The 4,177-nt window shown below is 60.4% G+C and carries 3 protein-coding genes; all 3 read left to right on the top strand.

The window, feature by feature from the left end; all coding sequences use genetic code 11:
* Window positions 1-522: 522 nt before the first annotated feature.
* Genes VAE57_RS18285 through VAE57_RS18275 form a run of 3 tightly spaced genes read left to right on the top strand, consistent with a single transcriptional unit; the run spans window position 523 to window position 3,935 of the window.
* Window positions 523-1,752 (top strand): 2-methylfumaryl-CoA isomerase, encoded by a 1,230-nt coding sequence (locus VAE57_RS18285; protein ID WP_322823260.1) that lies wholly within the window; start codon window positions 523-525, stop codon window positions 1,750-1,752.
* A gap of 56 nt (window positions 1,753-1,808) precedes the next feature.
* Entirely contained in the window at window positions 1,809-2,855 is a 1,047-nt protein-coding gene (locus VAE57_RS18280; protein ID WP_322823259.1) for a CoA ester lyase, read from the top strand.
* 21 nt (window positions 2,856-2,876) lie between these two features.
* Window positions 2,877-3,935: a MaoC family dehydratase gene (locus VAE57_RS18275; protein WP_322823258.1), complete on the top strand. Its 1,059-nt coding sequence runs from the start codon at window positions 2,877-2,879 to the stop codon at window positions 3,933-3,935.
* The last annotated feature ends 242 nt before the right edge of the window (window positions 3,936-4,177 follow it).

Genomic DNA, 4,177 nt, shown 5'->3' with positions numbered 1-4,177 from the left:
GTACTGGCAAGAGTGATGGAACCGCGGTGCACCCATAGGTTGCCCGGAACTGAATGGGGAGCACGGCGATCCACCATCTCCAGTTCAGCTGGGGCAGAGCTGCACGATACAGCCAGGAAATTAGACCAGTGGCCAGAGTGCGCAGCATTCGCCGGCCCGGCCCGAAACCCGGCGCAGATCAACGATCTCCGTGCAAAGCGGGTGACTCAGGTTCTGGTTGTGGGAGCGAGGGCGTGGCAATGATGGATGGCGATGCGCTTTACACGTCCTCGGCCAATTGGTGGCTTGTACTGGCAAGAGTGATGGAACCGCGGTGCACCCATAGGTTGCCCGGAACCGGATGGGGAGCACGGCGATCCACCATCTCCAGTTCGGCTGGTGCAGTGCGGAATGGTAGTGGTAATCCTGAAGCGAATGACGCTTCGTCACGTTCGAGATGTCGTCTTTCCATCCAACCAGACTATACCATCGCATACTTGCGGAGGCAGCGAGTGGTATCCGCATTGATCTGAGAGGAGCACCATGAAGGGTATTCTCCACGGATTGCGTGTAGTGGAGGGATCGGCCTTTGTCGCCGCACCGCTGGGGGGCATGACGCTTGCGCAGTTGGGGGCTGATGTGATTCGCTTCGACCCTATCGGCGGCGGTCTCGATTATAAGCGCTGGCCGGTTACGCTCGACGGTAAGCATAGTCTGTTTTGGGCCGGTCTCAACAAGGGCAAACGTTCGATTGCGATTGATATTCGCCATCCACGCGGGCAGGAGTTGCTGACCCAGCTCATCTGTGCGCCCGGTGAGCATGCCGGTCTCTTTATTACCAATTTTCCGGCGCGCGGCTGGTTGAGTTACGATGAGCTGAAGCGACACCGCGCTGATCTGATTATGGTCAATCTGGTCGGGCGGCGCGATGGTGGGTCAGAGGTGGATTACACCGTCAACCCGCAGTTGGGGCTGCCGTTTATGACCGGCCCGGTCACGACGCCTGATGTCGTCAACCACGTGCTGCCAGCCTGGGACATTGTGACCGGTCAAATGATTGCGCTCGGTCTGCTGGCTGCCGAGCGCCACCGTCGGCTGACCGGAGAAGGGCAACTGGTGAAGATTGCGCTGAAGGATGTCGGGCTGGCGATGATCGGCCATCTGGGGATGATTGCCGAGGTGATGATCAACGATACCGACCGTCCACGGCAGGGTAATTACCTCTATGGGGCATTCGGGCGCGACTTCGAGACCCTCGATGGGAAGCGGGTGATGGTGGTTGGTCTAACCGATTTGCAGTGGAAGGCACTGGGGAAGGCGACCGGTCTGGCAGAGGCGTTCAATGCGCTCGGTGCGCGGCTGGGGCTGAATATGGCCGAGGAAGGCGACCGCTTCCGTGCCCGCCACGAGATCGCTGCGCTGCTTGAACCCTGGTTCCACGCCCGCACGCTCGCCGAGGTTCGCCGTATCTTTGAACAGCACCGTGTTACCTGGGCACCGTACCGCACGGTGCGAGAAGCGATTGCCCAGGACCCCGACTGCTCCACCGACAACCCGATGTTTGCGATGGTCGAGCAGCCCGGTATCGGGAGTTACCTGATGCCAGGTTCGCCGCTGGATTTTACCGCTGTGCCGCGCCTGCCCGTCCAACCGGCGCCCCGGCTCGGCGAGCATACCGATGAGATTTTGCTTGAGGTGCTGGGCTTGAGTGAAGCTGAAGTCGGTCGTTTGCACGATGAAGGGATTGTGGCCGGGCCAGATCAGGGATCGTAGCTGTCTGCACCACTACCGAAACGAATGCAGTGATTAAAACAGGGAGGGAGAAGATTATGCGCAAGCTAGCCCACAACTTCTACAAACCGTTGGCCATCGGTGCACCAGAGCCAATCCGCGAGCTACCGGTGCGCCCAGAGCGCGTCGTTCACTTTTTTCCGCCCCACGTGGAAAAGATTCGCGCCCGTATTCCTGAAGTCGCTAAACAGGTTGATGTGCTGTGCGGCAATCTGGAAGACGCGATTCCGATGGACGACAAAGAGGCCGCGCGCAACGGCTTTATCGAGGTAGCCAAAGCAACCGATTTCGGCGATACTGCGCTCTGGGTGCGGGTCAATGCGCTCAACAGCCCATGGGTGCTCGACGATATTGCCGAGATTGTGGCCGCTGTGGGCAATAAACTCGATGTGATTATGATCCCGAAGGTCGAGGGGCCGTGGGACATTCACTTCGTCGATCAGTATCTGGCCCTGCTCGAAGCCCGCCACCAGATCAAAAAGCCGATCCTGATCCACGCTCTGCTAGAGACAGCCCAGGGCATGGTCAACCTCGAAGCAATTGCCGGTGCCAGCCCCCGCATGCACGGCTTCAGCCTGGGACCGGCTGATCTCGCCGCTTCGCGTGGCATGAAGACCACCCGTGTCGGCGGTGGGCACCCCTTCTACGGCGTACTGGCCGATCCGCAAGAAGGCCAGGCCGAGCGGCCATTTTATCAGCAAGACCTCTGGCACTACACGATTGCCCGCATGGTTGATGTGGCAGTTGCCCATGGCCTGCGCGCCTTCTACGGCCCCTTCGGTGATATCAAGGACGAAGCCGCCTGCGAAGCCCAATTCCGCAACGCCTTCCTCCTCGGCTGCACCGGTGCTTGGTCGCTCGCGCCCAACCAGATTCCCATCGCCAAGCGCGTCTTCAGCCCGGACGTGAACGAGGTGCTGTTTGCCAAACGCATCCTGGAGGCGATGCCCGATGGTTCGGGGGTCGCGATGATTGACGGTAAGATGCAAGACGATGCGACCTGGAAGCAGGCGAAGGTGATCGTTGACCTGGCGCGGATGATTGCGAAGAAAGACCCCGACCTGGCCCAGGCGTATGGTCTGTAATGTGGCAGCAAGGAGAGAGGGATGAGCGGCAAAACCAATCCCGGCAACTTCTTCGAGGATTTTCGACTCGGTCAGACGATTGTCCACGCCACGCCACGCACGATTACCGAAGGCGACGTTGCCCTCTATACGTCGCTGTACGGTTCACGCTTTGCGCTTACCTCATCAACCCCTTTTGCGCAATCGTTGGGGCTGGAGCGAGCGCCGATTGACAGCCTGCTGGTGTTTCATGTCGTCTTCGGCAAGACGGTACCTGACATCTCGCTCAACGCGATTGCCAATCTCGGCTACGCCGGTGGACGCTTCGGCGCGGTGGTCTATCCTGGCGATACCCTTTCCACGACCTCAAAGGTCATCGGTTTGCGTCAGAACAAAGATGGCAAAACCGGTGTAGTGTATGTCCACTCGGTGGGTGTGAACCAATGGGATGAGGTCGTGCTCGAATACATCCGCTGGGTGATGGTACGGAAGCGCGACCCGAACGCACCGGCACCGGAGACAGTCATCCCCGATCTGCCCGACTCGGTACCGGTCACCGATTTGACTGTCCCGTACACCGTATCGGCGGCGAACTACAATCTGGCCCACGCCGGCAGCAGTTACCTCTGGGACGATTACGAGGTTGGCGAGAAGATCGATCATGTGGATGGCGTCACGATTGAAGAGGCTGAACACATGCAGGCTACCCGGCTCTACCAGAACACGGCGCGGGTGCACTTCAACCTCCATGTTGAGCGGGAAGGGCGGTTTGGCCGGCGGATCGTGTACGGCGGCCACATCATCAGCCTGGCGCGTTCGTTGTCATTCAACGGGCTGGCCAATGCGCTGAGCATTGCGGCTATCAATAGCGGGCGTCACACCAACCCCAGCTTTGCCGGCGACACGATCTACGCCTGGTCAGAGATTCTTGCCAAGATGGAGATTCCGGGCCGCACCGATATTGGCGCTTTACGGGTGCGTACCGTCGCCACCAAGGATCGCCCGTGTCACGATTTTCCCTACCGTGACGCGGAGGGGAACTACGATCCGGCGGTGGTGCTTGATTTTGATTACACGGTGTTGATGCCACGTCGGGGGTGATTGGTCGCCCTCACCTCACCCCCTGGCCCCCGCTCCTCTCCCCTGGCGGGAGAGGAATGGGCGTGCTCCGTATAGCTCCCGTGTACCTCATTCCCACCCCCCTCCCGGCCTCCCCCCAGCGGGGGGAGGAAGAATTCCCCCAGCGGGGGCGGGCTGGGGTGGGGGTGTGTCTCTCCCCTCTCCCGCGCCAGGGCGCGGGAGAGGGGCCGGGGGTGAGGGCGTGCTCCGTATAGCTCCCGTGT

This window comes from Chloroflexus sp. (genome assembly GCF_034434295.1).
Lineage (GTDB): Bacteria > Chloroflexota > Chloroflexia > Chloroflexales > Chloroflexaceae > Chloroflexus.
The sequence above is the reverse complement of the archived record's forward strand: the minus strand, read 5'-3'. Positions and strand labels throughout refer to the sequence as shown.